The sequence below is a fragment of the Mycobacterium sp. genome, assembly GCF_032162605.1.
GTDB lineage: Bacteria > Actinomycetota > Actinomycetes > Mycobacteriales > Mycobacteriaceae > Mycobacterium.
On the sequence record NZ_JAVROT010000087.1, the window covers coordinates 1 to 4,757 of the forward strand.

Consider the following 4,757-nt stretch of genomic DNA (forward strand, 5'->3'; position numbering starts at 1 on the left):
CCTCGACGCCGCGCTGCGCAGCGGTACCTGCGATCGCCGTGAGCTGCGTGCCGCCGTCGCGCGTCAGGCGGGCAGGCGGGGCATCGTGGCGGTGCGTGAACTGATCCCGTTCGCCGCGAGCGAAGCCGAGTCGCCGATGGAGAGCGAAGCCCGACTCGTGATGATCGACGGTGGAGTGCCGACTCCCGTTCTGCAGCACGAGGTCATCGATCGCGACGGCCGACTGTGGCGGCTCGACTTCGCTTGGCCGGACCAGCTGTTCGCCGTCGAGTATGACGGATTCGACTTCCACAGCGACCCGGAGGCACTGCGCCGGGACCGCCAGAAGCGGGCTGCGCTGCATGAGCTCGGGTGGGTCGTGACGGGGATCGTCGCCGACGACGTCAGGCGCAGATCCTGGGATCTGGTGCGGCGCATTGAGCTCGAACTCGATCGACGGATGGCAGCGTGAACGTGCGCGGAATGCCAGGTCTCCCGGCGTGTCTCGGTACAGACACGCACGCTCGCGCGGGAACCGGAGCATCCCGAAAGCCCCGAATGCCCCGAAAGCCCCGAGAAGCCCCTAGAAGCGGCCGCCGCCGCCGCCCCAGTCGCCGCCGGAGCCGCCGAACGACGTCGGACTCCAGCCGCCGCCGCCACCGACGCTTCCACCGATGCCGCCGCGCAGCGCACCCGACAGGATGTTGCCGATGATGATGCCGCCGAGCACGGCACCGGTGTTGCCGCCGCCAAAGCCACCTGGGCCGCCGTAACGACCGGTGTAGGAACGCTGAGCGGCGCTCACGTCGGCATTCGCCATCGACTGGGCCTGAGCCGCCAGCATCGCCGCACCGTTGGCATGCTGAATCGCCTCGGACAGGTTGGTCGCCTTCGTGGCCTGCGCGGCTTCCAGTTGACGCACCGCCTCCGAGAGTCGGGTGCGCGCCTCCGGCCCGATGCTGCCGCGGCGAGTGTCGATGAAGTCGGACACCGACCGCACCTGTGACTGTGCGCTGAACAGTGCCTGGTCGAACGCGCGGCCCAGCCGTGCCGTGGTCTCGAGCTCCTCGCTGATCGCGGCCAGCAGCCGGTCGAGCTGCGCGTCGGCCTGCGTCAACTGGGTGAAGGAGCCCAGCGGGTCGGCGGCACCCGCGTTCTGCGCGCGAGTGACGGCCACTTCCGCCGCGTCGCGGGCGGCGGTCAAGTCGCCGCCGCGCGGGACGTTGCCCTTGGCCAAGTGAGCCGCTGCGGCGTCGATGCCGTTCTGGATGTCGGCGATGGCTGCGGGCAGCGCCGACACGGCGCGGTTGATGTCGGTGGATGCGCTGTCGACGGAGTCGAGCAGCGTACGGGCCTGACCCAGCCCGGATTCCGCCGCCCGGATGGCGTCGACGAGGCCGCCCTGCTGACCGGCGGGCTTGGCGACCAGCGTGCGTCCGACGGTGATGTTCTGGTCGGCGAATGACAACCGCTGCTTGGCGGTGTCGACGTTGCCCGCCACCGACGCCAGCGCGGTGTCGGAGAACTGCGAGTGCAGCGCCGCCAGCGATTGCGCGCTTGGCTCGATGCGCGCCGTCAGGGCGACCATCTGCTGAGTGAGGGTGTCCAGCCGGTCCGGCGCGTTGATCACCAGGTCGCGCAGCTGCTGAAAGGCTCCGCGTTGCGCCTCCAGCTCATCGTCGGCCCTTGCAGCGGCGACGATGACGCGGGTCAGCAGGTCGCGGCGTTGTTGCGGCGTTTCGGGGATGGCGTCGTCGAGGATCTGGCGCACGTTGAAGGCCTGCGTCAGTGCCGTCTTCGCACTCGCCACGGCCTGGACGAACGGAGCGGTGTCCTTCTCGCCGAACTCCTCCACCGCCAGTGCGAGCTCGTTGTCGCTGGTCCGTACGGCGTTGTCGACCTCGACGACGACGGACTTCGACAGGTCGTCGAGCGCATCGATGGACAGCGAGGCCAGCGCGTTGGGATCGGCCGGGTCTACCCGCTGGGCGGCGGCGAACTCCGCCTCGCGGCGCTTGCGCCGCCTGCGGCTGCGCCACATCACCAGCGCGAGGACTGCCAGGGCGAGCACCACGAGGAAGACGAGGATGCTTACCCACGAGACGCCTCCGGTCGAGGCGGTGTCGTTCTTCAGCCCCGTCGCGGCCACCGTCGCGGCACCTGCCCAGTCGCCTTGGCGCAGGGCGGGTTCGACCTCGTTGCGGCGAAGGTTGGCCTGATCGGAGTCGCTGAGGATTGCCGTTCCCGCGAGCAGTGCGTAGTCGCGGTCCTGGGTGGCCACCGCCAGAATCGCGTCCTGGTCCGGCTGGAAGTTGTTGACGCTCATGGCCCTTTGCGCCCACGCCACGCCCGTCTGACCGGAGAAGTCGTCGACGTAGACGACCCAGAGCCGGATTCGACGAGCCGTGTAGAGGTCGTCGACGGCAGTCTTGACCTCGCTGAGGGCGCCTACGTCCAGGACACCCGCGTTGTCGGTGACGTAGTTGGTCAGCCGAAGCGGCGGCTCGGCATTGGCCGTGGGGAGGTTCGGAGCCAGGAGTGCGCCTACGGTCAGGACGGCGAGAAGCATGCTCGAGAAGCGGGCGATGCGCATGACCGCCAATCTAGTGCGCTGGACCCGACGGGCACCGAAGACCGGCGTACCGTCCTGGCAGACTGTGCGTCGGTGACGATCTCCAAGGACCTCTACGACGACTTCGACCGGCAGCGCATGGTGGTCGAAGCGCCGAAGGGTGCCGCCCTGCCGGGGACCGACACAGAACACCGCACCGACTTCGCGCGGGACCGCGCACGGGTTCTGCACAGCGCGGCCTTCCGGCGGCTGGCCGACAAGACGCAGGTCGTCGGGCCGCGCCTGAGCGAGACGCCCCGCACGCGGCTGACCCACTCGCTGGAAGTCGCTCAGATCGGCCGTGGGATGGCCATCGGTCTGGGATGTGACCCGGACCTGGTCGACCTCGCGGGCCTGGCGCACGACATCGGCCACCCGCCGTATGGACACAACGGCGAGCGGGCGCTCGAGGAGTTGGCAGGAGACTTCGGCGGGTTCGAGGGCAATGCCCAGAACTTTCGGATCCTCACCCGCTTGGAGCCGAAAGTCCTTGATCCGCAAGGCCGTAGCGCGGGTCTGAATCTCACCCGGGCCGCCTTGGACGCGGTGACCAAATACCCGTGGTACCGCGGGCCCGAGAAGGGCAAGTTCGGCTTCTACGCCGACGACGCGTCAGCTGCGACGTGGGTCCGCGACCGCGCCACCGACGGCAAGCCGTGCCTGGAGGCCCAGATCATGGACTGGGCCGACGACGTCGCGTACTCGGTGCACGACGTCGAGGACGGCGTGGTGTCGGGCCGCATCGACCTGCGCGTCCTCGCCGACGACGACGCGGCGGCGGTCCTCGGCAGGCTCGGCCAGGCCAGCGGTATGGGGGGCGGGCTCGCCGCTGAGGACCTGATCGCGGCCTCGGAGCGACTCTCGGCGCTGCCGGTGGTCGCCACCGTCGGGAAGTACGACGGGACACTGGCTGCGTCGGTCGCCTTGAAGAAGCTGACCAGCGAGTTCGTCGGACGGTTCGCGTCCGCGGCCATCGCGGCCACCAGGGAGATCACCGGCCCGGGGCCGCGGGTCCGCTACCAGGCGGAGCTGTCGGTACCCGCGACGGTGCGCGCCGAGGTCGTGTTGCTCAAGATCCTCGCGCTGCAGTTCATCATGTCCGATCCACCGCACCTCGAACTCCAGGCGCAGCAACGGGAACGCATCCACCGGGTCGCCCCGTTCCTGTTGGCCGGGGCGCCCGCCACCCTGGACCCGATCTTCGTTCCCGAGTTCAACACGGCCGCCGACGACGGTGCGCGGCTACGGGTGATCCTCGACCAGATCGCGTCGTACACCGAAGGACGGCTGGAGCGTCTCGGATCGGCATGAGAACCGGGTCAGCTGGGCTCTGGTGCGCGCATAGACTGTGCCGGTGGCGGCAGCGGCGGGTAGGAGCGACGCGACGCGGGGTGGGAGGATTCCCGATCGCGACATCGCGTCGATCCGCGAAGGCACCCGCATCGAGGACGTCGTTGGCGACTACGTGCAGTTGCGGCGGGCCGGCGCCGACTCGCTGAAGGGGTTGTGTCCGTTCCACGACGAGAAGTCACCGTCGTTTCACGTCAGGCCCAACCACGGCCACTTCCACTGCTTCGGCTGCGGCGAGGGTGGCGACGTCTACGCGTTCCTACAGAAGATCGAACACGTCAGCTTCGTCGAATCCGTCGAGATGCTCGCCGACCGCCTCGGCTACACCGTCACCTACACCGGCGCGTCGGCGACCAACGTCCAACGGGACAGGGGTAGTCGCAGCAGGCTGATCGCGGCCAACGCCGCGGCCCAGGCGTTCTATGCCGAAACGCTGCAGTCCGCCGAGGCCGCGCCCGCCAGGCAGTACCTGATCGAGCGCAACTTCGATGCCGATGCGGCCGCACAGTTCGGCTGCGGCTTCGCCCCGTCGGGCTGGGACACCCTCACGAAGCACTTGTTGCGCAAGGGTTTCGAGTTCAAGGAACTCGAGGCGGCGGGGCTCTCACGGGAAGGCAGACGCGGTCCCATGGACCGCTTCCACCGGCGGCTGCTGTGGCCCATCCGGGTGTCCAGCGGCGAGGTGATCGGCTTCGGCGCGCGTCGACTGTTCGACGACGACACCATGGAAGCCAAGTACGTCAACACCCCGGAGACGGTGCTCTACAAGAAGTCCAACGTCCTGTTCGGGCTGGACCTTGCCAAGCGCGACATCGCC

Annotated in this window: 4 protein-coding genes; 3 read left to right on the forward strand and 1 reads right to left on the reverse strand. The window is 69.0% G+C overall.

From position 1 onward, the window contains the following. On the forward strand, nt 1-451 hold a 451-nt coding region (locus QOI01_RS04810), incomplete at its 5' end, for a putative endonuclease domain-containing protein (RefSeq protein ID WP_526379051.1). Nucleotides 452-562: 111 nt separating this feature from the next. On the opposite strand, the gene QOI01_RS04815 is transcribed toward QOI01_RS04810, so the two are convergent. Then, a complete protein-coding gene (locus tag QOI01_RS04815; protein ID WP_526379052.1) occupies nt 563-2,572 on the reverse strand; it encodes a TPM domain-containing protein in 2,010 nt (669 codons plus the stop codon). 72 nt (nt 2,573-2,644) lie between these two features. Here QOI01_RS04815 and QOI01_RS04820 point away from each other — a divergent pair, with 72 nt between their 5' ends. Further along, entirely contained in the window at nt 2,645-3,901 is a 1,257-nt protein-coding gene (locus tag QOI01_RS04820; protein WP_526379053.1) for a deoxyguanosinetriphosphate triphosphohydrolase, read from the forward strand. Between the two features lie 43 nt (nt 3,902-3,944). Further along, nucleotides 3,945-4,757, forward strand: an 813-nt coding sequence (locus QOI01_RS04825) for a DNA primase (protein WP_526379054.1), incomplete at its 3' end; no start/stop codon positions are given.